Origin of the sequence: Streptomyces sp. NPDC026672, assembly GCF_040638185.1 — a bacterium.
Taxonomy (GTDB): Bacteria; Actinomycetota; Actinomycetes; order Streptomycetales; family Streptomycetaceae; genus Streptomyces.
On the sequence record NZ_JBEZXS010000017.1, the window covers coordinates 106,100 to 130,698 of the forward strand.

25 protein-coding genes are annotated in these 24,599 nt (G+C 73.5%); 14 read left to right on the top strand and 11 right to left on the bottom strand.

Features of this window, described 5'->3' with window-relative positions; genetic code table 11:
- Positions 1 to 9 precede the first annotated feature (9 nt).
- The gene (folE, locus tag AB0F77_RS21125) at positions 10 to 615 is read left to right on the top strand and encodes a GTP cyclohydrolase I FolE (RefSeq protein ID WP_361950579.1); all 606 of its coding nucleotides are present in this window, start codon (positions 10 to 12) and stop codon (positions 613 to 615) included.
- A gap of 18 nt (positions 616 to 633) precedes the next feature.
- Here the strand turns inward: folE and AB0F77_RS21130 are convergent, their stop codons facing one another.
- From AB0F77_RS21130 to AB0F77_RS21155, 6 genes are all read right to left on the bottom strand, one after another.
- Positions 634 to 1,122: a DUF3180 domain-containing protein gene (locus AB0F77_RS21130; RefSeq protein ID WP_361950582.1), complete on the bottom strand. Its 489-nt coding sequence runs from the start codon at positions 1,120 to 1,122 to the stop codon at positions 634 to 636.
- 83 nt (positions 1,123 to 1,205) lie between these two features.
- Positions 1,206 to 1,820 (bottom strand): 2-amino-4-hydroxy-6-hydroxymethyldihydropteridine diphosphokinase, encoded by a 615-nt coding sequence (folK, locus tag AB0F77_RS21135; protein ID WP_361950585.1) that lies wholly within the window; start codon positions 1,818 to 1,820, stop codon positions 1,206 to 1,208.
- Positions 1,817 to 2,176 (bottom strand): dihydroneopterin aldolase, encoded by a 360-nt coding sequence (gene folB, locus AB0F77_RS21140; protein ID WP_361950588.1) that lies wholly within the window; start codon positions 2,174 to 2,176, stop codon positions 1,817 to 1,819. The genes folK and folB overlap by 4 nt, the downstream gene beginning before the upstream one ends.
- 246 nt (positions 2,177 to 2,422) lie before the next feature.
- Positions 2,423 to 2,926 carry a nuclear transport factor 2 family protein gene (locus AB0F77_RS21145; protein ID WP_361950591.1) on the bottom strand — a complete coding sequence of 168 codons (504 nt, stop codon included), beginning with the start codon at positions 2,924 to 2,926 and terminating at the stop codon, positions 2,423 to 2,425.
- On the bottom strand, positions 2,923 to 3,813 hold the full coding sequence (gene folP, locus AB0F77_RS21150; RefSeq protein ID WP_361950594.1) for a dihydropteroate synthase: 891 nt from the start codon (positions 3,811 to 3,813) through the stop codon (positions 2,923 to 2,925). The genes AB0F77_RS21145 and folP overlap by 4 nt, the downstream gene beginning before the upstream one ends.
- Before the next feature lie 98 nt (positions 3,814 to 3,911).
- The gene (locus tag AB0F77_RS21155) at positions 3,912 to 5,723 is read right to left on the bottom strand and encodes a phosphatidylglycerol lysyltransferase domain-containing protein (RefSeq protein ID WP_361950597.1); all 1,812 of its coding nucleotides are present in this window, start codon (positions 5,721 to 5,723) and stop codon (positions 3,912 to 3,914) included.
- 507 nt (positions 5,724 to 6,230) lie between these two features.
- Between AB0F77_RS21155 and AB0F77_RS21160 the strand changes: the two genes are divergently transcribed.
- Positions 6,231 to 7,613, top strand: a complete 1,383-nt coding sequence (locus tag AB0F77_RS21160; protein WP_361950600.1) for a hypothetical protein — start codon at positions 6,231 to 6,233, stop codon at positions 7,611 to 7,613.
- A 127-nt stretch (positions 7,614 to 7,740) separates the two neighbouring features.
- Here the strand turns inward: AB0F77_RS21160 and AB0F77_RS21165 are convergent, their stop codons facing one another.
- Positions 7,741 to 9,087, bottom strand: coding sequence for a PH domain-containing protein (locus AB0F77_RS21165; protein WP_361950603.1), 1,347 nt, complete (start codon positions 9,085 to 9,087; stop codon positions 7,741 to 7,743).
- Positions 9,084 to 9,614 (bottom strand): PH domain-containing protein, encoded by a 531-nt coding sequence (locus AB0F77_RS21170; RefSeq protein WP_361950606.1) that lies wholly within the window; start codon positions 9,612 to 9,614, stop codon positions 9,084 to 9,086. The genes AB0F77_RS21165 and AB0F77_RS21170 overlap by 4 nt, the downstream gene beginning before the upstream one ends.
- A 44-nt stretch (positions 9,615 to 9,658) precedes the next feature.
- On the opposite strand from AB0F77_RS21170, the gene AB0F77_RS21175 reads away from it, so the two are divergent.
- Positions 9,659 to 10,810: an NADH-quinone oxidoreductase subunit D gene (locus AB0F77_RS21175; protein ID WP_361950609.1), complete on the top strand. Its 1,152-nt coding sequence runs from the start codon at positions 9,659 to 9,661 to the stop codon at positions 10,808 to 10,810.
- Positions 10,811 to 10,828: 18 nt separating this feature from the next.
- Here the strand turns inward: AB0F77_RS21175 and AB0F77_RS21180 are convergent, their stop codons facing one another.
- A complete protein-coding gene (locus AB0F77_RS21180) occupies positions 10,829 to 11,944 on the bottom strand; it encodes an SAM-dependent methyltransferase (protein WP_361950612.1) in 1,116 nt (371 codons plus the stop codon).
- A gap of 118 nt (positions 11,945 to 12,062) precedes the next feature.
- Between AB0F77_RS21180 and AB0F77_RS21185 the strand changes: the two genes are divergently transcribed.
- Both AB0F77_RS21185 and AB0F77_RS21190 read left to right on the top strand, forming a co-directional pair.
- Entirely contained in the window at positions 12,063 to 13,268 is a 1,206-nt protein-coding gene (locus AB0F77_RS21185; RefSeq protein WP_361950615.1) for a sensor histidine kinase, read from the top strand.
- 97 nt (positions 13,269 to 13,365) lie between these two features.
- On the top strand, positions 13,366 to 14,040 hold the full coding sequence (locus tag AB0F77_RS21190; protein ID WP_361950618.1) for a response regulator transcription factor: 675 nt from the start codon (positions 13,366 to 13,368) through the stop codon (positions 14,038 to 14,040).
- 103 nt (positions 14,041 to 14,143) lie between these two features.
- On the opposite strand, the gene AB0F77_RS21195 is transcribed toward AB0F77_RS21190, so the two are convergent.
- Positions 14,144 to 15,244 carry a DUF5937 family protein gene (locus AB0F77_RS21195; protein WP_361950621.1) on the bottom strand — a complete coding sequence of 367 codons (1,101 nt, stop codon included), beginning with the start codon at positions 15,242 to 15,244 and terminating at the stop codon, positions 14,144 to 14,146.
- 81 nt (positions 15,245 to 15,325) lie between these two features.
- The gene (locus tag AB0F77_RS21200) at positions 15,326 to 16,492 is read right to left on the bottom strand and encodes a beta-eliminating lyase-related protein (protein WP_361950624.1); all 1,167 of its coding nucleotides are present in this window, start codon (positions 16,490 to 16,492) and stop codon (positions 15,326 to 15,328) included.
- 170 nt (positions 16,493 to 16,662) lie between these two features.
- Here AB0F77_RS21200 and AB0F77_RS21205 point away from each other — a divergent pair, with 170 nt between their 5' ends.
- The 9 genes from AB0F77_RS21205 (at position 16,663) to AB0F77_RS21245 (ending at position 24,502) form a co-directional block, all read left to right on the top strand.
- On the top strand, positions 16,663 to 17,673 hold the full coding sequence (locus AB0F77_RS21205) for a DUF2520 domain-containing protein (RefSeq protein WP_361950627.1): 1,011 nt from the start codon (positions 16,663 to 16,665) through the stop codon (positions 17,671 to 17,673).
- Positions 17,674 to 17,803: 130 nt separating this feature from the next.
- Positions 17,804 to 18,796: a pantoate--beta-alanine ligase gene (gene panC / locus AB0F77_RS21210; RefSeq protein WP_361950630.1), complete on the top strand. Its 993-nt coding sequence runs from the start codon at positions 17,804 to 17,806 to the stop codon at positions 18,794 to 18,796.
- The gene (locus AB0F77_RS21215; protein ID WP_361950633.1) at positions 18,793 to 20,511 is read left to right on the top strand and encodes an L-aspartate oxidase; all 1,719 of its coding nucleotides are present in this window, start codon (positions 18,793 to 18,795) and stop codon (positions 20,509 to 20,511) included. Before panC ends, AB0F77_RS21215 begins: the two co-directional genes overlap by 4 nt.
- A 5-nt stretch (positions 20,512 to 20,516) precedes the next feature.
- Entirely contained in the window at positions 20,517 to 21,494 is a 978-nt protein-coding gene (gene nadC / locus AB0F77_RS21220) for a carboxylating nicotinate-nucleotide diphosphorylase (protein WP_361950636.1), read from the top strand.
- A 5-nt stretch (positions 21,495 to 21,499) separates the two neighbouring features.
- A complete protein-coding gene (locus tag AB0F77_RS21225; protein ID WP_361950639.1) occupies positions 21,500 to 22,297 on the top strand; it encodes a type III pantothenate kinase in 798 nt (265 codons plus the stop codon).
- A 178-nt stretch (positions 22,298 to 22,475) separates the two neighbouring features.
- Positions 22,476 to 23,162 (top strand): hypothetical protein, encoded by a 687-nt coding sequence (locus tag AB0F77_RS21230; protein ID WP_361950642.1) that lies wholly within the window; start codon positions 22,476 to 22,478, stop codon positions 23,160 to 23,162.
- A gap of 57 nt (positions 23,163 to 23,219) precedes the next feature.
- On the top strand, positions 23,220 to 23,399 hold the full coding sequence (locus tag AB0F77_RS21235) for a hypothetical protein (RefSeq protein WP_361950644.1): 180 nt from the start codon (positions 23,220 to 23,222) through the stop codon (positions 23,397 to 23,399).
- Positions 23,400 to 23,557: 158 nt separating this feature from the next.
- Positions 23,558 to 23,959, top strand: a complete 402-nt coding sequence (locus tag AB0F77_RS21240) for a BlaI/MecI/CopY family transcriptional regulator (RefSeq protein ID WP_361950647.1) — start codon at positions 23,558 to 23,560, stop codon at positions 23,957 to 23,959.
- Between the two features lie 9 nt (positions 23,960 to 23,968).
- Entirely contained in the window at positions 23,969 to 24,502 is a 534-nt protein-coding gene (locus AB0F77_RS21245; protein ID WP_361950650.1) for an amino-acid N-acetyltransferase, read from the top strand.
- Positions 24,503 to 24,599: the final 97 nt, after the last annotated feature.

Sequence of the window (24,599 nt, forward strand, 5' to 3'; positions counted from 1 at the left end):
AGGCACCAGATGACCGACCCCGTGACGCTGGACGGCGAGGGCGCCATCGGCGAGTTCGACGAGAAGCGCGCCGAGAACGCCGTACGCGAACTCCTGATCGCGGTCGGCGAGGACCCGGACCGAGAGGGCCTCAGGGAGACCCCGGCTCGGGTGGCGCGGGCGTACAAGGAGATCTTCGCGGGACTGTGGCAGCAGCCCGGGGACGTGCTGACGACGACGTTCGACCTGGGCCACGACGAGATGGTCCTGGTGAAGGACATTGAGGTGTACTCGACATGTGAGCACCACCTCGTCCCCTTCAGGGGAGTGGCGCACGTCGGCTACATCCCGTCCGTGTCCGGGAAGATCACCGGGTTGTCCAAACTGGCCCGGCTCGTGGACGTCTACGCACGCCGTCCGCAGGTGCAGGAACGACTCACCACGCAGATCGCCGACTCCCTGATGGAGATCCTCGAACCGCGCGGTGTGATCGTGGTCGTCGAGTGCGAGCACATGTGCATGTCGATGCGGGGCATCCGGAAGCCGAGCGCGAAGACCATAACGTCGGCGGTGCGCGGTCAGCTGCGGGACGCCGCCACCCGCAACGAGGCGATGAGCCTCATCATGGCGCGCTGACCGCTCCCGGTACCGGACTCACGTCGTCGGCTGGGGGCCCGAGGGGTTGTCGTCGTCGTCCTCGGGGAGTTTGCAGACGCGTTCGAGGAACAGGGCCGCCGCTATGACCGCGATGCCCGCCAGGACCGAGAAGGCGGCGTAGAAGGCCTGGTCGCGGCGGGCCGGGATGTCCAGTTGCTCCAGGAGGAAGACACCCGTGCCGCCGTACATGCCGGCGACCAGGGCGGCCACCAGGGCGCTGGCCTGGCCGAAGACGACCGCGCGGGCCGCCATCAGCGGGTCGACCCCCTTGGCGCCGGGGCGGCGTTCACGCTGGGCCCGCAGCCGGGCGCGCAGCGACACCGCCGTGGCCAGCAGGACCACCGCGATCAGCGCGAGGACGACGGGGGCGGCCAGTGGCACGCTGGGGAGCGTGCCCACCGAGTTCCACAGGCGGGCGGCCGCCCAGGACAGCACCCCGGCCACGACGAACACGCCGGCCAGCATCCGGATGCGCAGCTCTCTCACGGTGTTCCTTCAGCTCCCCCGCACGGTGGTCGTCGGCGGCCCACCCAAGTGTGCCCGTCCCGCGGCCGTCTCGACCTTAACGACTACTCGGGCAGTCGGAGTTCCAGGTCCGCGCGGGCTTCGACGCCGGCCAGGGTCACGTCTTCCAGGAGCCGGGCCACCGGTCCGCGGCCGGGCAGCTGCGCCTCGGGGTCGAGGTCGTGCCAGGGGGCGAGCACGAAGGCGCGCTCGTGGGCCCGCGGGTGGGGGAGCGTGAGCAGCGGGTCGTCCGAGACGACGTCGGCGTACGCCACGATGTCGACGTCCAGGGTGCGCGCACCCCAGCGCTCGTCCCGTACGCGGTGGAACGCCTCCTCGACCGCGTGCGCCCGCTCCAGCAGGGAGGACGGGGGCAGCGTGGTCCTGAGGACGACGACGGCGTTGAAGTAGGAGGGCTGGCTGCCGGGCTCCACGCCCCAGGGCTCTGTCTCGTACACCGGGGAGACGGCCTTGATGCGCACGCCGGGGGTGTCCTCCAGCGCGTCGATGGCGCCCTGGAGGGTCTCCAGGCGGTTGCCGAGGTTGGCGCCGAGGGAGATCACGGCCCGGCGCGGGTTCTGGAGGGTGGTGTCGGCGGCGTCGACCTTCTCGACGAGGGAGGCGGGTACCGGCTGGACGGTCGGGTCGCTGTGACGACCGTCGGTGAACGAGGCAGTCATACTCGGCTCCGGATGATGGTGACGGTCACGTCGTCGAAGGGGACGGTGATGGGCGCGTCCGGTTTGTGGACGCAGACCTCGACCTCCTGGACCCCTTCGTGCTTGAGGCAGGTCTGGGCGATGCGCTCGGCCAGCGTCTCGATGAGGTTCACCGGCTCGCCCTCGACCACGGCGGCCACCTCCTCGGCCACGATGCCGTAGTGCACGGTCTTCGCCAGGTCGTCGTCGGCCGCGGCCGGCCGGGTGTCCAGGCCCAGGACGAGGTCCACGAGGAAGGTCTGGCCCTCCTCGCGCTCCTTGGGGAACACCCCGTGGTGCCCGCGGGCCTTCAGGCCGCGCAGCGCGACACGATCCACGCGAATCACTCCTGCAGTCGTCGGTGGCGACCGGCTCCTGCCGCGCGCGGGCGACGGACCGGCCTCGGACGAATCTACCTGCGGACACGGACGGGGCCGGGCCACGGGGGCGCGGGTCCGGGAGGGTTCACCGGGCGTGCCCCCCGGGGAATCCGGCGGCTCGGGGGTCGGAAGCCGCACCTACCCCGGATGGGTGATTCGAACCACGTCCGCCCACGTCCGCCCCCGAGGGGGCCGTATCCGGCCTCAGGCGGGCGTGTCGTCGTCCTCGTCGTCCCCGGACTCGGTGAGCACGGGGGAGGCGTGGTGGGACCAGAGCTTCCAGCCGTCGGGGGTGCGTCGGAACACGTTGGTGGCCACGACGAGCTGGCCGACGAGGGGGCCGAGCTCGGAGCCGCCCTCGGGGGCCGGGCCGCCGCTGAGGATGTTCTCGGTGCAGCTCACGAGGGCGGTGTCGCCGGTCACGGAGACGTGCACGTCGGTGAGGAAGAACTGGATGTAGTCGGTGTTGGCCATGATCACGGCGTACGACCTGAGGACCTCGCCGCGACCGGTGAGCACCGGCCAGCCGGGGTGCACGCAGGAGACGACGCCGGTGTCGGCCGGGTCGTGGTACTCCTCGTCGACGCCCAGGTCGGAGGGGGTGAGCCAGAGCGAGGAGATCTCCTCGAAGTCGCCGCGCTCCATCGCCTCGTAGTAGGCGGTGTTGGCCTGTTCGACCTGCTCGACGTCGGTGTGGGGGGCGCTCACCGGGCCTGGCCGCCTCGCGTGTCGGACTCCCGTGCCTCCTCGACGGCGCGGGCGACCCGGACGGCGTCGGCCGTGGCGCGGACCTCGTGGACGCGTACGGCCCAGGCGCCGGCCTGGGCGGCGAGGGCGGAGACGGCGGCGGTGGCGGCGTCGCGTTCGCGGGCCGGCGGGGGTGATCCGCCGGGGCCGGCGAGGACACGGCCGAGGAACCGCTTGCGGGAGGCGGCGACGAGCAGCGGATGGCCGAGGGTGTGCAGGCGGTCGAGGTGGGCGAGGAGGGCGAGGTCGTGCCCGGCCTCCTTGGAGAAGCCGAGACCGGGGTCGACGACGACCCGGTCGGGGGCGATGCCGCCCTCCAGGACGGCCGTCACGCGCGCGTGCAGCTCGTCGACGACTTCGGTGACGACGTCGTCGTAGACGCCCTTGACGTTGCCGCCCTCCAGGAAGCCGCGCCAGTGCATGACGACGAAGGGTGCTCCGGCGTCCGCGACGACGGGGATCATCGCGGGGTCGGTGAGGCCGCCGCTGACGTCGTTGACGAGGGCCGCGCCCGCCGCGAGCGACTGTTCGGCGACGGAGGCGCGCATGGTGTCGACGGAGACGGTGACGCCCTCGGAGGCGAGGCCGCGGACGACGGGGACGACACGCCGCAGTTCCTCGGCCTCGTCGACGCGGGTGGCGCCGGGGCGGGTGGACTCGCCGCCGACGTCGACCAGGTCGGCGCCCTCGGCGACGAGGTCGAGGCCGTGCTTGACGGCGGCCGTCGTGTCGAAGAAGCGGCCGCCGTCGGAGAAGGAGTCGGGGGTGACGTTCACGACTCCCATGACCGCGCAGCGGTCCCATGCCGGAAGGCCCGCGACTCGGCCGCGTCCGCTCTGGTTGCTCATATGTTCAGCGTAGGCCCCGGCCGGGGCGGGCAGGGGGGCGCGGCCCGGGCGGAGGGCCCCCGGGCCGGAGGGGCCGTCTCCGCCCGGACCTGTCCGGGTCACGCCGCCCGTACGCTCCGTTCGGCCCGCGCGTGGGTGCACGGGCGGGCGGCGGGGGCGTGGCGGCGCAGGAACCGCGGCAGGGGGAGGGCGAGGTTCACGAAGCCCTCCGCCTGCATGGCGGCGAGGCCGATGCGCGGCAGGTCGCCGGAGGCGCGGTAGACGACGAAGCGTGGTTCCCAGCGGGGACGGAACTTCGCGTTGAACTTGTAGAGCGACTCGATCTGGAACCAGCGGGAGAGGAAGACCAGCAGTCCCCGCCAGGCGCGCAGCACGGGGCCCGCGCCGATCTTCTCCCCGCGCGCGAGGGCGGAGCGGAACATGGCGAAGTTGAGCGAGATCCGGGTGATGCCGAGCCTGGGGGCGGCCTGGAGGGCGGCGACGATCAGCAGTTCGTTCATGCCGGGGTCGGCCGCGCGGTCGCGGCGCATCAGGTCGAGGGAGACGCCGTCGGGGCCCCAGGGCACGAAGTGCAGGACGGCTTTCAGGTCGCCGTGGGGTCCGGGTTCCGCGTCGCTCTTGTGGGCGGTGGCGATCAGGCAGTCGCCGTCGGCGGGGTCGCCGATGCGGCCGAGGGCCATGGAGAAGCCGCGTTCGGTGTCGGTGCCGCGCCAGTCCTCCGCCGCGCGCCGGATGCGGTCGAGTTCGGTCTCGCCCAGGTCACGGATGCGCCGTACCCGGGTTTCGTAGCCGGCCCGCTCGATGCGCTTGACCATCTGGCGCACGTTGCGCATCGCGCGTCCGGCGAGCGAGAAATCCGCGACGTCGACCACCGCCTCGTCGCCGAGTTCGAGGGCGTCCAGGCCGGTCTCCCGGGTCCACACCTCGCCGCCGGTCTCCGAGCAGCCCATCACGGCGGGTGTCCAGGAGTGGGCCTTGGCCTCGTCCATGAAGCGTTCGATCGCGCCGGGCCACGCCTCGACGTCGCCGATCGGGTCGCCGCTGGCGAGCATCACCCCGGAGACGACGCGGTAGGTGACGGCCGCCTTGCCGCTGGGCGAGAAGACGACGGCCTTGTCCCGGCGCAGGGCGAAGTGGCCGAGCGAGTCGCGGCCGCCGTGCTTGTCGAGGAGGGCGCGCAGCCGGGTCTCGTCCTGCGGGGTGAGGCGGGCGGCGGGGTGTTCGGGGCGGAGGGCGAGGTAGATGGTGGTGACGGCGGTGAGGAGGCCGAGGGCGCCGAGGGAGCAGGCGACGGTCCAGGAGGTGGTGCCCTGGTAGTCGACCGGGCCCTCGAAGCCGAACAGGCCGTACAGGACGTGGGTGAGGCGTTCGGCCACGCTGGGGTCGCCGATGGTGTGCCCGGGGTGGACGCTGACGACGACCAGGCCGAGGGCGAGCGAACCGGCGCCCATGAGGACGAAGTTGGCGAGTGCGCGCCAGCGGCTGCGCGGGTCGGGCAGGGCCGCGAACTCGTCGCGGTGGCGCAGCAGGGGCACGAGCAGCGCCAGGGTGATGAAGACGCCGATGAGGGAGTGCCGGTACGTGAACTGGGCGACGGCACCGGCCGGCAGGAGGGCGACCGCGGCCCGCCAGGCCCGGCGCTTGCGTCGTTTGAGGCCGTGCGCGAGGAGCAGCAGCAGGACGCCCGTGCTGAGCGAGAGGGCGGCGGCGAACGGGCCGAGCGCGCCGGGCAGCACCTCGGCCATGGTGTGCATACGGCTGTGGCGGAAGCGCGGGAAGACGCCCGCGGCGATGTCCAGGACGCCCACGAGGGCGCACGCCCTGGCGATCAGTCCGGGGACGGCTTCGGGGCGTGGGCCGTGGAACAGGCGCCGCGGCACGTCCGATCGGTGCGGAACCCCGCCCGACATTTCCCCATCTACCCTGGCAGACATCGCATCCCGTAGTTGTGCGAGAGACCGTGGACCCGGTGCCCGATTCGGGCATCCGGCGACATTGCGCCCTCTAGGACGGTGTGTCGGGGAGAGAGGTTCACTTCCCTCGGGAAAGCCGTTTCAAAGAGCGGGGAAAGCGCCGGGCAAGCCCGCGCGACGAACGTGACGGCGCGAGGGGTGGGTCGCGTGGTGGATCGCCGTGCAATATCCGGAAGTTGGGGATCATCTGTGAGGGGATCATCGTTTTGGAGCCCGGCCCGCCCCGGGTTCGCCTCCGGGTTCGCCTCCACGTTCGCTCCCTGGTCCGCCCCCGGCTCGTCCCGGTCCGGGCCCTGGTTGAACGGACAATGGAATTGATCTTGCCGAATTCGGTGCGGGTTCGATCGCGCTTGTCGTTCCTGATGCCCTGTGAAGACTTGGGTGTGGCTGTGTTTTTACGGGGTGGGCCACCACGATTCGCCTACGCGCGGTAAGTTTCTGGCCATGCCACGTGGACGCCACCGCCATTCCCCGCCTTTGCACAAGCTGTTGCCGCTGTCGGCGATAGCGGGCATCTCCCTCGTCTGCGCCCTGGGTCCCTGGATGTTCTCGCAGACCGCGATGCTCCGTTCGCTCGCCGCGCTCGCCGCTCTGACCACCGTCGTCGGCGCCTTCGTGATGCGCCGCTGGGACGCCCAGGCCGGCAAGCAGGTCGCCGACCTCACGCGCGCGCGTGCCAGCGACGACTGGCGGCACGAGGAACGGGTCGCCGAGCTGGAGACCGACCTGGAGGAGTCGCGCGAGCTGCGCACCAAGCTCGAACAGCGGCTGCGCGCCAAGCGGGCGGAGCTGGCGGGGCTGCGCAACGAGCACGCGTCGCTGCTGCGGCGGTACGCGACCGCGGAGACCGAGCGGGCCAGTGCCCTGGAGGGCCGGCGGCTGCTGGAGATCGAGTCGGGGCCGTCCGCGCCCGCGCTGTCGGCCGCGGACACCGAGGAGATCGAGGAGACCGAGGAGGCCGGGGCTGTGGCTGTCCCGGCCGACGCCGAGGACGACGCGTCCACCACGCGGGACGACGCTCCGGACTCCCCGGACGCCCAGGACTCCCTGGACGTGGAGCCGGCGGCGCCCACGGTGTTCTCGCCCGAGGGTTCCAAGCTGTTCCTGCGGGCGAAGGCGGCGCTGTCCAGGTTCGACAGCGGTGACGACGAGGCGCCGGCGAAGACCGACGGCGCTGTTGAGGCCGGGAAGGCCGCCGAGGCCGCCGGGAAGCCCGGGAAGGGCGAGAAGCCGGAGCAGGCCGCGGTGGGTGCGGGGGCCGGCAAGGCCGCCCGCGCGGACGTGGCCGCCAAAGGGAAGCGCGCCCCGGAGGGCGTGAGCGCCGCCGCCGTGCCGTTGGCCGCCTCCCCGGTCGCCGCCTCTGGGGGCGCTGCACGCGGTGAGGGCGCCGTGGGGTCCGTCGATCAGGAGGACGACGCCGAGGGGCAGCCCGTGGCGGCCGACGCGCACGAGCACGCGGCCGCCGCCAACCCCGGTGCGCAGGACCGGCCCGCCCAGCCGACGGCGCAGCCCTCGGGGCACTTCACCGTGCCGACCGCGGTGGCCGTCGTCCCGGCCACGCCCGTGCGCCGTCCGTCCGTCGAGGGCGGGTTCGACTTCTTCGGTACGCAGAAGGGGGCGCCGTCGGAGTCCCTGGACACGGTGCACAACGAGGACCTCGCCGACGTGGTCGGCCAGGAGGCGCTCGCGCTGCACAAGGGCGCGGACGAGGCCGAGTTCAAGCCCGCCGACGAGGCGTCCCGCGGCATCGGCCAGGTCATCGACCTGACGGCCCACGACGAGACGGAACAGATCGACTTGCAGGGCCTGCGCACCGCGGCTTCCTGAACCCGCGGGTTCCCGGCCGGGTTCGGGTCCGGGACACGGTTCGTCCGGCCCGTTCGAGGTCCGGTCGGCTCGGCTGATCGGACGGGGCGGGCGGAGTCCGCCGGTGAACCCGGCGTCGGTCGTCCGGTCAGGACATCCAGCGGTCGGGGAGGGCGTCCCTGCGGCTCGTCCGGGAGCGTTCCGCCTGGCCGTGGAGCAGTTCCGCGGCCTCCTGGGCGTCCCGCAGCCGGGCCGTGACGGTCTTCCCGGCCCCCGTGTCCACGTGCACGTCGGCGAGCCGCCACAGGCGCTTCCAGGGGCCCTGGGTGAGCCGGACGCTCTGCACCTTGGCGTGCGGGACCAGGGACAGCGTCCGGCGCAGCAGCCCGTGCCGGGCGGTGAACATCCCGTCGGTGACCGCGACGCCGTACCCCCGCCACCACAGCGGCGCGCACCGTCCGGCCCGGCGCGGCGGGCGCTCGGCGGGCCGCGGCGCACCGGCCTCCGGCAGCCCTTCGGCGCCCGGCAGTATGCGCGCGACGACCGCCTCGGCGACCGCGCGCGGGGCGACCGGCACCAGTACGGAGTTGGCGGAGCCCGCCACGTCCAGCTCCACCCGCACCCAGCCGCGCCGCCGCCACAGCAGCGGCTGCACGATCCGCACGGTCTGCACCCGGCCCGGCGGCACCGTCTCGTGCGTGCGGTCCAGCAGTCCGTGGTCGATGCGCAGCCCGTCCGGGGACTCGGCCACCGTCCAGTCGTACTCCGAGACGAACCGTCCCACGCTGCTCGCGCCCGCCGCGCCCAGCAGCGGCAGGCCGGTGGCGAGGACCGTCCACACGCTCTCGGTGGCCAGCCACAGCACCGGCGGTACGACGAGCGCGGCGGCCAGCGAGCCCCAGGTGGCGCCCGTCAGCACGAGGGAGATCGCGAGGTCGCGCGGGGGCAGGCGCAGCAGCTCGCGCGCCGGCGCCTCGCCGACCTCGCGCGCCGTCTCGGGTGCGAAACCGGCGGCGCGCGCGAGCAGCTCCGCACGCAGGGCGCGCGCCTCCTCCTGCCCCAGGAACGCCAGTTCGTCCTTCTTGTCCGCGCCGACGACGTCGATCCTGAGCTTGGCGACACCGGCCACGCGCGCGAGGAGCGGCTGGGTGATGTCGACGGCCTGGATGCGCTCCAGCCGGATGTGCGCGGTGCGCCGGAAGAACAGGCCGGTGCGGATGCGCAGTTCGCTGTCGGTCACCGCGAAGTGGGTGAACCACCAGGACATGAAGCCGTAGAGGGAGGCGGCGGGGACGAGCACGGCGAGCCCGGCCAGCAGCATCGTCGTGGTCAGCCGGGTCAGCTGCTCCTGCGCCTGGTTCGGGTCGTGCACGGCCCACCCGATGAGCACGGCGACCGGCGCCCACGCCCGCCGGAACGGGGTCACGGGATGCAGCCTGCGCTCCGCGACCGCGCTCCGCTCGGGTACGCCGCTCTCGACGCCAGGGGTGGTCACAGCCCCGCCGATCGGGCCTCGCCCAGCTCGGTCAGCCGGTCGCGCAGCCGCTCGGCCTCGGCCGGGTCGAGTCCGGGGATGGTCGCGTCGGTCGCCGCGGCGGCGGTGTGCAGCTGCACGGTGGCGAGGCCGAAGCGGCGTTCGACGGGACCGGAGGTCACCTCCACCAGCTGCATGCGCCCGTACGGCACCACGGTCTCCTCCCGCCACAGGACGCCCCGGCTGATCAGCAGGTCGTCGGCGCGCTCGGCATAGCGCCAGGAGCGCCAGTTGCGGCCCAGGAGCACCCAGCCCCAGGCCATCAGCGCCAGCGGCAGCAGGGCGAACGCCGCCCACGCGGGGCCGGCGAAGAGGCCGGGCAGCAGGCCGGCGGCGAGCGCGGCCAGGCCCAGCCACACCACCAGGAGCAGCCGCCGCAGGTGCAGGAGACCCGGTGGCAGCCCCGTCCACACCGGTCCCGCGCCGGCCGTTTCCGTCGCCGTGACCTGCCGCGCGGCCCCGAATCCTGGTGAACTCCCCTGTTCCATACGGTCAGCGTACGTATGACGGGCAGGTGGGGGAGACTGTGTGCATGAGTCCCACGACGGAGACCACGGTCGGCATCGGCGGCGGCGCGGAGAGCACGGACATGGTGCTCAACATCGGTCCGCAGCATCCCTCCACGCACGGTGTGCTGCGGTTGCGGCTCGTGCTGGACGGTGAGCGCATCGTGCACGCGGAACCGGTGATCGGCTACATGCACCGGGGCGCGGAGAAGCTGTTCGAGGCGCGTGACTACCGGCAGATCATCATGCTGGCCAACCGGCACGACTGGCTGTCGGCGTTCTCCAACGAACTCGGCGTGGTCCTCGCGGTGGAGCGGATGCTCGGCATGGAGGTGCCCGAGCGGGCGGTGTGGACGCGGACGCTGCTCGCCGAGCTGAACCGGGTGCTCAACCATCTGATGTTCCTCGGGTCGTATCCCCTGGAGCTGGGCGGCATCACCCCGGTCTTCTACGCGTTCCGGGAGCGCGAGGTGCTCCAGAACGTCATGGAGGAGGTCTCGGGCGGGCGCATGCACTACATGTTCAACCGGGTCGGCGGCCTCAAGGAGGACCTGCCGGCGGGCTGGACCGCACGCGCGCGGGAGGCGGTCGCCGCGGTGCGCTCGCGCATGGACGTCTTCGACGACCTGGTCCTCGGCAACGAGATCTTCCGGGGGCGCACGCGCGGGGTGGGGGTGCTGTCGGCGCGGGCCGTGCACGCGTACGGCGTGAGCGGGCCCATCGGGCGGGGCTCGGGGGTGGACTTCGACCTGCGGCGTGACGAGCCGTACCTCGCCTACGGGGAGCTCCAGGACACGCTGAAGGTGGTCACGCGCGAGGAGGGCGACTGTCTCGCCCGCTTCGAGTGCCTGCTGGCGCAGACCCACAACGCCCTGGAGCTGGCCGACGCCTGCCTCGACCGGCTCGCCGAGCTGCCGCCCGGGCCGATCAACCAGCGGCTCCCGAAGGTCCTCAAGGCGCCCGAGGGGCACACGTACGCGTGGACCGAGAACCCGCTCGGGATCAACGGCTACTACCTCGTCAGCAAGGGCGAGAAGACGCCGTACCGGCTGAAGCTGCGCTCGGCCTCGTACAACAACATCCAGGCCCTGACCGAGCTGCTGCCCGGGACGCTCGTCGCGGACATGGTGGCGATCCTGGGGTCGATGTTCTTCGTGGTCGGCGACATCGACAAGTAGATCGACCGGCGGGGCGGGTCACCCGGGCCCGCCGCCGAGCGGGTCGCCGATCCCCACCGTCTGCACCAGCCAGCCGAAGTCCCCGAGCCCCCCGCGCGCGGTCAGCTCGGCGGCCTCCCCGGCGCTCGCGAGCGCGCGCACGTAGGCGGCGGGATCGGAGGAGGCGAGCTCCAGCGGAGGCCGTCCGCCCACGACCCCGAGCACCCCCAACGCCTCCCGCTGTCCGACCACCCGGCCACGGCGGCCAGGCCGGCCCTCACCGAATCCGGCCTCTTCACTCACCGCGCCGCGCGGGGGTTCCCCCGGGCTCGCGGACAGCGCCGTGCGGCCCGCGTGGGCGCAGGCGTCCAGAGCGACGTGGGACGTGATGTCGCAGGAGCCGTCCGGGACGGGGGGCGTTTCGCGGCCCTCGCGGAAACCGGTGAGCGTGCCGAACGGGGGGCGGGTGGTGATCGTGTGGGCGTAGTCGACGGCCACCGCGGCGCCGCGGGCCACGCGGGCGACCGCCGACGCCCACGCGAGGTCCCTCGGCAGGCCGATCTCCGCGCGCAGGCCCTCCTCCGGCGGCAGCGGCCACCAGCGGGCGAGCCAGTCCGCCTCCGGGCCCGGGACGGGGCCGCCCAGGCGCTCGGTCCCGGCGTCGTCCACCAGGACCAGCCGGGGCGCGCCCTCCGCGTCCGCCTCGGCGACGTCCAGCGGCACGTTGTCCAGCCACTCGTTGGCGAAGAGCAGGCCGGTGATCCCGGCGGGCGGCTCCCGCAGCCAGGCGACCCGCTCCGCGAGCCCCGGCGGGCGGTCGGCGACCTCGACCGCGTGCGCCCGCGTACGCGCCGCCACGTCCGCGGGCAGCGCCGCGAGCACACCGGTGACCAATTCGCCCCGCCCCGCGGCCATGTCGACGAAGTCCAGCCGCGCGGGCCGCCCCAGCGCGTCGTCGACCCGGCACAGCAGCCGGGCGACCGCGCCGGCGAACAACGGCGACGCGTGCACGGACGTACGGAAGTGTCCGGCGGGTCCCTCGGGCCGCCGGTAGAAGCCGCCGGGGCCGTACAGCGCCGCCTCCGTGGCCTCGCGCCAGCCCCGCCACGCGCCCGCGTGCCCGCCCTCGACCAGGTCTCCCGTGTCGTCCCTCACCTGAACAGACTAGGCGTACAGGTGATCACGGCCTCCACCTTGCGGAGTACGCGCACCGAATACGGATCGACCCTCCGGTTGACCCCCGCACTCACCTCGCTTCCCTACTCTGGGTTACGTGCAGCGCCTCTACGACTTCCTCCGCAGACACCCGACATGGGTCGACGGCTTCTGGGCCGTGGTCCTGTTCGGGCTCTCCGCGGCCGGCTCCGCGCACGTCGGCGAGGCGCGGAACCACCATGGATCGCTCCCCGCGGCGCTCGTCGTGACCACCGTCATGAGCGTCGTCATCGCGCTGCGCCGCCGGTTCCCGGAGCACATGCTGCTCCTGGCCGCCGGCACGGGCCTGGCCCAGCTCATCCTCGACGTCGAGACGACGGTCGCCGACTTCGCCATGCTCGTGATCATCTACACGGTCGCCGCGCTCGGGGCCCGCTGGGCCTCCCGGGTCGCCCTGGCCGCGGGGCTGAGCGCGGCGACCCTCGCGCAGATCCGCTGGCCGGCCGAGCACTCCAGCTTCCTCGGGCAGATCGCGATAGCCGTGTTCCAGACCGTGCCCTTCGCCCTCGCCTGGGTGCTCGGCGACTCGATGCGCACCCGTCGCGCCTACTTCGCCCAACTGGAGGAGCGCGCCGCCCGGTTGGAGAAGGAACGCGAGGCACAGGCCAAGGTGGCGGTCGCCGCCGAGCGCGCCCGGATCGCCCGCGAGCTGCACGACGTGGTCGCCCACAACGTGTCCGTGATGGTGGTCCAGGCGGACGGCGCCGCCTACGTCCTCGACTCCGCGCCCGACCAGTCCAGGAAGGCCCTGGAGACGATCTCCTCCACCGGCCGCCAGGCCCTCGCGGAGATGCGCCGCCTGCTGGGAGTGCTGCGCACCGGCGAGCACAAGGAGGCCGGCGAGTACGTCCCGCAGCCCGACGTCGAGCAGATCGACGACCTCATCGCGCAGTGCCGCAGCTCCGGCCTTCCGGTGGACTTCAAGGTCGAGGGCACCCCGCGCCCGCTGCCGAGCGGCGTCGAGCTGACGGCGTACCGGATCGTGCAGGAGGCGCTGACCAACACGCGCAAGCACGGCGGCCCCAACGCGGGCGCCAGCGTGCGGCTGGTCTACTTCGACGACGGCCTCGGCCTGCTCGTCGAGGACGACGGCACGGGCGCCCCGCACGAGCTGTACGAGGAGGGCGGCGCCGACGGCCAGGGTCACGGCCTGATCGGCATGCGCGAACGGGTCGGCATGGTCGGCGGCACCCTCGACGCGGGCCCCCGTCCGGGCGGAGGATTCCGCATCAGCGCCCTGCTCCCGCTCAAACCGGCGCACTGACGCCGACGCACGCCCCCGGTTGACACCTGTCACGCCCCCCGCAACCCGCGGCCCGCCCGATGGACGACCAAGAAGCGACGGAAACGGAAGAAGCCCCATGACGATCCGTGTGATGCTCGTCGACGACCAGGTGCTGCTGCGCACCGGGTTCCGGATGGTGCTCGCCGCCCAGCCGGACATGGAGGTCGTCGCGGAGGCGGGCGACGGCGTCGAGGCCCTCCAGGTGCTGCGCTCGACCGACGTGGACGTCGTCCTCATGGACGTGCGCATGCCGAAGCTGGACGGCGTCGAGACCACGCGCCGCATCTGCTCCGAGCCCGAGCCGCCCAAGGTGCTGATCCTGACCACCTTCGACCTCGACGAGTACGCGTTCTCCGGGCTGAAGGCGGGCGCGTCCGGCTTCATGCTCAAGGACGTGCCGCCCGGTGAGCTGCTGGCCGCGATCCGTTCCGTGCACAGCGGTGACGCCGTCGTCGCCCCCTCCACGACCCGCCGCCTCCTCGACCGCTTCGCGCCGATGCTGCCCACCGCGGGCAGGGAGCCCCGGCACAAGGAGCTGGAGCGGCTCACCGAGCGTGAGCGCGAGGTCATGGTGCTGGTCGCCCAGGGCCTGTCGAACGGCGAGATCGCGGCCCGGCTGGTGCTGTCCGAGGCGACCGTGAAGACCCACGTGGGCCGCATCCTGACCAAGCTGGGGCTGCGCGACCGGGTGCAGGTCGTGGTGCTCGCCTACGAAACCGGCCTGGTGAGGGCGGGCGGCGGCCACGCCTGAACGCTGACGAAGGTGAGGCGGGCCCGCCCCGAAGGGGCGCGGGGAACTGCGCGACCAGCCACGACGGCGCCGCAGGACATATCGCGGCTCTCCCAGCGGCGTGTCACCGCAGGATGCCCTCCAGGAAGTCGCTGCCCAGGCGGGCCACGACCGTGACGTCCAGCTGGTGCAGCACGTACCGGCCGCGACGGCGTGTGGTCACCAGACCGGCCTTCTTCAGCACCGCGAGGTGCCGGGAGACCTCCGGCGCGCTCAGCCCGTGCACCTGTGCCAGCTCGCCCGTGGTGTAGGCGGTGCGCGCCAGGTGGCGGCACAGGCGCATGCGCACCGGGTGGGACAGCGCCGTCATCCGCAGCGTGAGCTGCTCCACCGACGGTGGCGAGGCCGGCTCGCGGGAGCCCACCGGGTAGTGCAGCACGGGCTGCCAGCCGTACCGGTACAGCACGCTGAGGTGCGGGCGGCCCAGGCTCGTGGGGACGAGCAGGAGACTGCCGCCGGTGGTGACCGCCCGGCCCTCGTTCAGCTTGTCCACGGTGATGCGCCGGGCCGGCTCGTCCAGCGACACGGCGGGGGAGACCGCCGCCAGTGCCTCGCCCAGCCCCTTGTGACGCAGCAGTTCCGTCTTGTGCCGGGCGTCCGCCGCGAGCTGGTGGTGCAGTCCGGGCCAGGCGTCGCGGAAGAACGCCTCGTCGCAGTCCTCCAGGAAGCGGCGCAGCCACGCGCGCACGCTCGGCGGGTCGTCGAGCAGCTGCTTGGTGAAGCGGACCTGGCGCGGCCCGCGCGCGGCGGCCACCTCCAGGACCCGCCCGCGCGCGGAGGGGTCGGACAGCAGGCTCGGGAGCGCCGCGTCGTACAGCGGCACGCAGGTGAACTCCAGGGCAGCGTCCACGAACTGTTCGTCCGTCAGCTTGTCCAGCAGATCCAGCTCACCCGCCAGCGTGGCGGCCGGGAGGGCACCGGGCAGGCCCGCGTACGGCAGGAAGAGGTCGGCGTACGTCGTCCGCCACAGGAAGTCCGCCTCGCACATCCGGTCGGCCAGATGCGGGTCCAGGCGGGCGGTCACGCCGGTCACCCAGCCCTGGAGGCCCGGGTGGTGGCCCGGCTCGGACAGCGCGTGCAGCGCCATGCCGAGCTCGGCCAGCGGGGACGGTACGACGGCGACCCCCTCCGGCCGCAGCCCCGCGATGTCGATGCGTACGCCCATGCCCCCATGGTGCACGCCGCCACCGACAACGCCCCCCTCGATTGACGGGCCCCGTCAATCGAGGGGAGGTCCGCGCGCGGGTCACACCTCCCGGGGCAGCCGCTCCACGAAGCCCGCCACGGCCGCCCGCACGTCCTCCCGCGTCCACGCCAGACCCGCCGCGCCGACCGTGACCTCGGTGGCGGCGAGGCCGGGACCCCGCTCCTGCCAGCCGCCGGAGAACAGGAACACCGACGTCTCCTCGGCCTGGCGGACGGCCGCCTCGGCGAGCACGTCGGGGTCGTACGGCAGCCAGACCTGGAACTGGTGCGTGTGCGGCTCCTCCGGGTGCACCCGGGCCCACGGCAGCCCGCTCGCGGTGAACCCCTCGCGCAGCCCGGCGGCCACCACGCGCGCGTGCCGCACGTACTCCGGGAGCCGGGGCAGCTCCCGCTCCAGCCCGACGAGCGCGGACAGCACCGTCGGGAACTGCTGGAACACCATGCCGCCGTACCGGTGCCGCCAGGTCCTCGCCTCGTCCACCAGCGTGCGCGGACCGGCCAGCGCGGCGCCGCCGAAGCCTTCCAGGGACTTGTAGAACGACACGTAGACGCTGTCCGCGAGGGCAGCGATCTCGTCCAGGGGGCGGCCGAAGTGCTCCGTGGACTCCCACAGGCGGGCGCCGTCGAGGTGGACGACCGCGTCCCGCTCGCGCGCGGCGGCGACCGTGCCGGCCAGCTCCTCCCAGGTGGGCAGCACGAACCCGGCGTCCCTGAGCGGCAGTTCCAGCATCAGCGTGCCGAAGGGCTCCGCGAGGTCGCGGACCTCGGCGGGCGAGGGCAGCCGGGGCTCGGCGGTCACGTGGACCGGGCGCAGACCGCTGACCTGGCCGAGCGCGTGCCGCTCGTGCACCTCGGGGTGCGACAGCGGGTGCAGGGCGACGACGGGGTTGCCGGTGCGGGCCGCCCAGCAGCGCAGGGCGACCTGCTGGGCCATCGTGCCGGTCGGGAAGAACGCGGCCGCCTCCGTGCCGAGCAGGGCGGCGACGCGCTCCTCCAGGGCCGTGACGATCCGGTCGCCGTACATGTCCGCCGGCTCGTCCAGGTCGTACACGGTCGGGCCCGCCTCCTGGAGCAGCGCGAGCCGCTCCCGGATCGTGCCGCGGGGACCCGCGAGCACGTGCCGCGCCGCCCGGTGGGCTGCCGTCCTGCGCTCCCGTATCCGCTCCTGCGGTGACTGCTGTTCGTCCTGTACGGCCTCGTCGCTCATGCCCCGGATCATGCCGTGCCCGCCCACACGCGGGCACCCCGGTGTCCACGGCCCGTGCGACCGGGGCCCACAGCCTGTGGACAACCGGCCGGCCCCCGACCCGATCGCGTTAACATGACGAGAAATCGTCCGGTACCCCGAGCGGACTGGAACGGGAAGGCCACCCCCGAGTGAGTACAGACCAGCAACCAGACCTCCCAGACCCCAGGGACCGCCCCGCGCGGCTCACCGTCGGCGTCGTCGGCGCCGGCCGTGTCGGTCCCGCGCTGGCCGCGTCCCTGCAACTCGCCGGTCACCGCCCGGTCGCCGTGTCCGGGGTCTCCGACGCCTCCCGGCGGCGTGCCGCGCTCCTGCTGCCCGGCGTGCCCCTGGTGGCGCCCGCCGAGGTCCTGCGGCGTGCCGACCTGGTGCTGCTGACCGTCCCGGACGACACCCTGCCCGGACTGGTCGCGGGCCTCGCCGAGACCGGTGCCGTACGCCCCGGACAACTCCTCGCGCACACGTCGGGGCGGTACGGCGCGCGGGTCCTCGACCCCGCCCTGCGCGCGGGCGGACTGCCGCTGGCCCTGCACCCGGCGATGACCTTCACCGGCACCCCGGTCGACGTCCAGCGGCTCGCTGGCTGCTCCTTCGGCGTCACCGCCCCCGACGAACTGCGGCTGGCCGCCGAGGCGCTGGTCATCGAGATGGGCGGCGAACCGGAGTGGATCGCCGAGGAGAGCCGCCCGCTCTACCACGCGGCCCTCGCCCTGGGCTCTAACCATCTGGTGACCCTGGTCGCCCAGTCCATGGAGCTGCTGCGCGGCGCGGGCGTCGAGGCCCCCGACCGGATGCTCGGCCCGCTGCTCGGCGCCGCCCTGGACAACGCCCTGCGCTCCGGGGACGCCGCCCTCACCGGGCCCGTCGCGCGCGGGGACGCCGGCACGGTCGCCGCGCACGTGCGGGAGCTGCGCGAGCACGCCCCGCAGGCCCTCGGCGGCTATCTGGCGATGGCCCGCGCGACCGCCGACCGCGCGCTCGCCCACGGGCTGCTCAAGCCGGAACTGGCCGAGGACCTGCTCGGAGTGCTCGCCGACGGCGGTCAGGACGGCCGGGGTGGGCAGGCGGGCCACAGCGGACGGGACGGCCGCGACGACCAGGGCGGACCGGACGGTCGGGGCGGACCGGAGGACGCCCGATGACCCGGGCCGGGCTCCCCGCCACGACACCGGGCCGCCGCACGACACGCGCGCCCGAGGAGGGCCGCCGGACCACGCGCGCGCCCGGAAGGGGCCGCACCACGACGCGCGTGCCCGAGAACGGAGACGACCGATGACCACCGCCCTGCTGAGCACCGCCGAGGAGCTGCACGCCCGCGTGCGCCACGGCCGCCGTGCCGTGGTGATGACCATGGGCGCCCTGCACGAGGGCCACGGCACGCTGATCCGCACCGCGCGCGAGATCGCCGGGCCGCACGGCGAGGTCGTCGTCACCGTCTTCGTGAACCCGCTCCAGTTCGGCGCCGGAGAGGACCTCGACCGCTACCCGCGCACCCTCGACGCCGACCTCAAGCTCGCCGAACAGTGCGGCGCGGACGCCGTGTTCGCCCCCTCCGCCGACGAGGTCTACCCCGGCGGACAGCCCCAGGTCCGCATCTCCGCGGGCCCCATGGGCGAGCGCCTCGAGGGCGCCTCGCGCCCCGGCCACTTCGACGGCATGCTCACGGTCGTCGCCAAACTGCTGCACCTCACCCGCCCCGACGCGGCCCTGTTCGGCCAGAAGGACGCCCAGCAGCTCGCCCTGATCCGGCGGATGGTGCGGGACCTGAACTTCGGCGTGGAGATCGTCGCCGTGCCGACCGTCCGCGAGGCCGACGGCCTGGCCCTGTCCAGCCGCAACCGCTACCTCTCGGCCGACGAGCGGCGCAGCGCCCTCACCCTCTCCCGCGCCCTGTTCGCCGGCCGCGACCGGCACGCCGCACAGGAGGCGCTGCGCGCGCGGGCCCGCGAAGTTCCCGCCACACGCGCGCGTGCCGAGGCGCTCAGCGCCCTCGGGGAGTCCCGCGCGGCGGCCGACGCGCACGCGGTGGCGAAGGCCGCGCCCGGCGGACCGGCGGCCGTGCGCGCCGCCGCCCGGCTCGTCCTGGACGAGGGCGCGCGCATGGCCCCGCCCGTCGAACTGGACTACCTCGCGCTGGTCGACCCGTCCGACTTCACCGAGATCGTGGACGGCTTCACCGGCGAGGCCGTGCTCGCCGTCGCCGCCCGGGTCGGCACGACACGCCTGATCGACAATCTCCCTCTCACCTTCGGAGCCGCCTCGTGACCAGCACAGGCATACGACTGCACGCGCCCGCGCCCGGGTGGTCCATCGCCGCGGACGTCGTGGTCGTCGGCTCCGGCGTCGCCGGCCTCACCGCGGCGCTGCGCTGCGAGGCGGCGGGCCTCAGCACGGTCGTCGTCACCAAGGCCCGCCTGGACGACGGCTCCACGCGCTGGGCGCAGGGCGGCATCGCGGCGGCCCTGGGCGAGGGCGACACCCCCGAACAGCACCTGGACGACACCCTCGTGGCGGGCGCCGGACTGTGCGACGAGGACGCGGTGCGCATCCTCGTCACGGAGGGACCGGACGCCGTACGACGGCTCATCGAGACCGGTGCCCACTTCGACGAGTCCACCGAGGGCGAACTGGAGCTGACCCGCGAGGGCGGCCACCACCGCCGCCGCATCGCGCACGCCGGCGGCGACGCGACCGGCGCCGAGATCTCCCGCGCCCTCGTCGAGGCCGTCCGCGCGCGGGGCCTGCGCACGATCGAGAACGCGCTCGTGCTCGACCTGCTGACCGACGTCGCCGGCCGCACCGCGGGCGTGAGCCTGCACGTCATGGGCGAGGGCCAGCACGACGGCGTCGGCGCGGTGCACGCCCCCGCGGTGGTCCTCGCGACGGGCGGCATGGGCCAGGTGTTCTCCGCGACCACCAACCCCTCGGTGTCCACGGGCGACGGTGTGGCGCTCGCCCTGCGCGCGGGCGCGGAGGTCTCCGACCTGGAGTTCGTGCAGTTCCACCCGACCGTGCTGTTCCTAGGGCCGGACGCGGAGGGCCAGCAGCCGCTGGTCTCGGAGGCCGTGCGCGGCGAGGGCGCCCACCTGGTCGACGCCGACGGCGTGCGCTTCATGGCGGGGCAGCACGAGCTGGCCGAGCTGGCGCCCCGGGACATCGTCGCCAAGGGCATCATGCGCCGCATGCAGGAGCAGGACGCCGAGCACATGTACCTCGACGCCCGGCACTTCGGCGCCGAGATGTGGGAGCACCGCTTCCCGACGATCCTCGCCGCCTGCCGCGCCCACGGCATCGACCCGGTCACCGAGCCCGTCCCGGTCGCCCCGGCCGCCCACTACGCCTCCGGCGGCGTTCGCGCGGACGCACGGGGCCGTACGACCGTGCCGGGCCTGTACGCGTGCGGCGAGGTCGCCTGCACCGGCGTGCACGGCGCCAACCGGCTCGCCTCCAACTCCCTCCTGGAGGGACTGGTGTACGCCGAGCGGATCGCCGCCGACATCACCGAGCGGCACGCGCAGGACCGCCTCCACGCGCGGGTGCCCGAACCGGTCCCCCACCCCGAGAAGCCCGCGCACCCCCTGCTCGCCGCCGAGGCCCGGTTCGCGATCCAGCGGATCATGACCGAGGGCGCGGGGGTGCTGCGCTCGGACGAGTCCCTGGCCAAGGCCGCGGACCAGCTCCAGCGGCTGCACACCGAGGCCCGCGACGCCCTCGACGAGAACGGCAAGACGGCCGAGCCCGGCGTCGACACCTGGGAGGCCACGAACCTCCTGTGCGTCGCCCGCGTCCTGGTCGCCGCCGCCCGGCAGCGCGAGGAGACCCGCGGCTGCCACTGGCGCGAGGACCACGCCGAGCGCGACGACACGCACTGGCGGCGCCACATCGTCGTACGGCTGAATCCGGACCGGACGCTGGCCGTGCGCACCACCGACACCGCAGACTTCCCCCCGACCCGGCAGCAGCGTCCCCAGGAGCAGTGAGCGACATGAGCACCCCCGACCTTCCCCTCGCCGCGTCCGGAGGCTGCGGCGAGGGCTGTGCCTGCGGCGCCGAGGGCGACGCGGAGTACCTGGAGTGCGGGCTCGACCCCGCGCTCGCCGAACTCCTGGCCGACGCCGGACTCGACCCGGTCGAGGTCGAGGACGTCGTCAACGTGGCCGTCCAGGAGGACCTCGCGGGCGGCGTGGACGTGACGACCGTCGCGACCATCCCCGAGGACGCGGTGGCCACCGCCGACTTCACCGCGCGCGACGCGGGCACGGCGGCCGGCCTGCGGGTCGCCGAGGCCGTGCTCTCCGTGGTCTGCTCCGACGAGTTCGAGGTCGAGCGGCACGTGGAGGACGGCGACCGGGTGGAGGCCGGGCAGAAGCTGCTGTCGGTCACCGCCCGCACGCGTGACCTGCTGACCGCCGAGCGCAGCGCCCTCAACCTGCTGTGCCGCCTGTCGGGCATCGCGACGGCCACCCGCGCGTGGGCGGACGCCCTGGAGGGCACGAGGACCCGGGTGCGCGACACCCGCAAGACCACCCCCGGCCTGCGCTCCCTGGAGAAGTACGCGGTGCGCTGCGGCGGCGGCGTCAACCACCGCATGTCGCTGTCGGACGCGGCCCTCGTCAAGGACAACCACGTCGTCGCCGCGGGCGGCGTCGCCCAGGCGTTCGACGCCGTGCGCACGGCGTTCCCGGAGGTGCCGATCGAGGTCGAGGTCGACACGCTGCACCAGCTGCGCGAGGTCCTCGACGCGGGTGCCGACCTGATCCTGCTGGACAACTTCACGCCCGGTGAGTGCGAGGAGGCGGTGGCGCTCGTGGCGGGACGAGCGCTCCTGGAGGCGTCCGGGCGGCTGACCCTGGAGAACGCCAAGGTCTACGCCGACACGGGGGTCGACTTCCTGGCCGTCGGTGCCCTCACCCACTCCTCGCCGATCCTGGACATCGGCCTGGACCTGCGCGCGGCGGAGTGACGGCCATGCTCCTGACGATCGACGTGGGCAACACGCACACCGTCCTGGGTCTGTTCGACGGCGACGACATCGTCGAACACTGGCGGATCTCCACCGACGCCCGCCGCACGGCCGACGAACTGGCCGTCCTGCTCCAGGGCCTGATGGGCATGCACCCGCTGCTCGGCGAGGAACTGGGCGACGGCATCGACGGCATCGCGATCTGCGCCACCGTCCCCTCCGTGCTGCATGAGCTGCGCGAGGTCACCCGCCGGTACTACGGCGACGTGCCCGCCGTCCTCGTGGAGCCCGGGGTGAAGACCGGCGTGCCGATCCTCACCGACAACCCCAAGGAGGTCGGCGCGGACCGCATCATCAACGCGGTGGCCGCCGTCGAGCTGTACGGGGGCCCGGCGATCGTCGTGGACTTCGGCACCGCGACGACCTTCGACGCGGTGTCCGCGCGCGGGGAGTACGTCGGCGGCGTCATCGCTCCCGGTATCGAGATCTCGGTGGACGCGCTCGGCGTCAAGGGCGCCCAGCTGCGCAAGATCGAGGTCGCCCGCCCGCGCAGCGTGATCGGCAAGAACACGGTCGAGGCGATGCAGTCCGGCATCGTCTACGGCTTCGCCGGACAGGTGGACGGCGTCGTGAACCGCATGTCCCGGGAGCTGGCCGACGACCCCGACGAGGTGACGGTGATCGCCACGGGCGGTCTCGCGCCGATGGTCCTGGGCGAGTCCTCGGTGATCGACGAGCACGAGCCCTGGCTGACACTGATCGGGCTGCGCCTCGTGTACGAGCGCAACGTGTCCCGGATGTGACGAGCCGGACCTGACGCGGCGGACCTGACACGTCGGGCCCGGTGCGACGGGCCCGACGTGACGAGCCGGGGGCGCGGCAGGACCGCGCCCCCGCGCCCGCCGTCCAGGTGGGTGGGTCCTGGGCGCCACGCAGGGAACATGTGTCGGGTTTGTCTGATTAGTGCGTATCTTCGGCTCCATGCCCACGCCCTACGGAACCCGCGGCGGCATGGCGTTCGGCACGGAGGAGCTGCATGTGCTCCGCCGGGCCCTCGCCCTCGCCCTTGACCCCCGTCCCGCCTCGGCAAAGGACGTCCAGGACTGTCTGCGGCTCGCCGAGTCGCTCGACGAGGCGGTGCGCGAGGGCGCCCGGCACCGCGCCTTCCTGCTGGCCGACCTCGCCCGCTACCGCGCCGCCCTGCCCGGCACCGCGGTCGGCTACCTCGCCCTCCTGGACGAGGTCCTGAGGGCCGGACACCGCCCCACGGCCGACGACCTCGCCGCCCTGGGCGCCCTGCGGGGCAACCCCGCCGCGGCGGCCCTCCTGGAGCGCTGCCCGGGCCTCCCGACGGTGCCCGCCTCCCGGGGTCGCGCCCGGCTCACCGCCCTGCCCGGCGGCGACCCCGCCCGCGCCGCCGGGGAACGGGGTGAGCGGGGCGACAGGAAGCCCGCGGAGCGGCCTGCCGAGAAGCCGGCGGACAAGGAGCCCACCGAGAGGCCCCGACGGCCCGAGAAGCCCGGACAGCCCGCGAAACCCGCCCCCCTGCCCGCAGAGCCGAAGCCGTCCCGGCCCGTCCCCACTCCCGGCGAGGTCTTCCCGCGCCGCAAGCCGCCCGCGCCGCCCGCCGCACCCACCCCGCCCCAGCAGCGCCTCGCGGTGGGCTGAACCGCCGGGCGGGCCCCCGTCCCGGCCGCCCGCCCGCGCGTGGCTACTCTGGAGGGCATGGACTACGTCTCCGCGCTCGTGCCCCCGGTCGTGATGGCCGCGCTCTTCATCGGTGTGGTCAGGGTGATCGTGAAGACCCAGGGCGGCGCCGCCAAGGCCAAGGAGGACGCCGCCGTGGACGCCGCCCTCGCGCGCGCGGAGAACACGCGGCAGGCGTCCACCCGTTCCGACGCCTGAGCCGACCCGACGCCCCGCGCGGGCCGTCGGGGCGTACGACTCGCATGCCTCGCACTGCCGGGTCGTACGCCCTTTTTGTTCGTGTTGTAGGTGAAAGAGCACGTTCAGCACGCGATTGTTGTGATCTCCCACTATTGTTCTGAGCTGTGCCTCGCCCATTGGGAGAACTCGAAGACGCGGTCATGACGCGGGTGTGGAAGTGGAACCGCCCGGTGACCGTTCGGGAAGTCCTGGAAGACCTTCAGCGTGAACGGTCCATCGCCTACACCACGGTGATGACCGTTTTGGACAATCTCCATCAGAAGGGCTGGGTGCGCCGTGAGGCCGAAGGCCGCGCCTATCGATATGAGGCCGTCTCCACCCGCGCCGCCTACGCCGCCGCCCTGATGAACGACGCCTGGTCGCAGAGTGACAACCCGGCGGCGGCTCTCGTCGCCTTCTTCGGCATGATGAGCGACGAACAGCGCCAGGCCCTGCGCGACGCCGTACGCATCGTCCAGGGACCGGAAACCCCGGAGGACGAGAACCCCGGCTCCGAGCGGGACGGCGGCGGGCGATAGCGTCCGCACATGTCAGCAGAGCGTCCCGAAGTCTCCGCAAAAGCCGTCACGGTCCGGCGGGCCCGGACCGGCGATGTCCCCGCCGTGCGCCGCCTCCTTGACACCTACGTGCGCGAACGCATCCTGCTCGACAAAGCGACGGTGACGCTTTACGAGGACATCCAGGAGTTCTGGGTCGTGGAACGCGACGACAACGCCGAGGTCGTCGGCTGCGGCGCGCTGCACGTCATGTGGGAAGACCTCGCGGAAGTCCGCACTCTCGCGGTGAAGCCGGGGCTGAAGGGCGCGGGCGTCGGCCACCGCCTGCTGGAGAAGCTGCTGGAGACCGCGCGATGGCTGGGGGTCCGCCGCGTTTTCTGTCTGACCTTCGAAGTCGACTTCTTCGGCAAGCACGGCTTCGTGGAGATCGGTGAGACTCCGGTGGACACGGATGTGTACGCAGAGTTGTTGCGTTCCTATGACGAGGGCGTCGCGGAGTTCCTCGGTCTCGAACGAGTGAAACCGAACACCTTGGGCAACAGCCGGATGCTTCTGCATCTGTGATCGTCGCGATCGCCGGGCCTTCGCCGGGTATTCACGTGCTCCCGCCCTGCCCCGGTGCCCTATGTCCGAAACGCGCAGCTTTCCGGTCGGGTCCGGT